General features: G+C 57.7%; 1 pseudogene. It reads right to left on the bottom strand.

The features are described 5' to 3' along the window. Positions 1–9: 9 nt before the first annotated feature. Positions 10–253 (bottom strand): annotated as a pseudogene (locus ACWNRM_RS15245) (IS5/IS1182 family transposase); the annotation flags it as partial.

Here is a 253-nt window from a genome sequence, read left to right as displayed (position 1 = left end):
CCGGGATGGCTACGCGCTCGCGTTCAGTCTTTCGAGGAAGAGGAAGCGGCGTATGTTGTAAACGATATTGGCGAGCCCGATCCTCATGGTGGCTCGCGTTATGCCCACGGTCCGGACGAACAGACCCGTCTGTGATTTCTGATCGGCAAAGACATGCTCGACACGCGACCGGATCACCGACTTCCCAGCGTTGGACCGCTGGATGTGGCGTGGCATAGGCTTGAGATGCGGCTTTTTCCTGTGGATTTTCGAG

The organism is Asaia sp. A2 (genome assembly GCF_057319415.1).
This window is presented reverse-complemented; position numbering and strand designations above follow the sequence as displayed.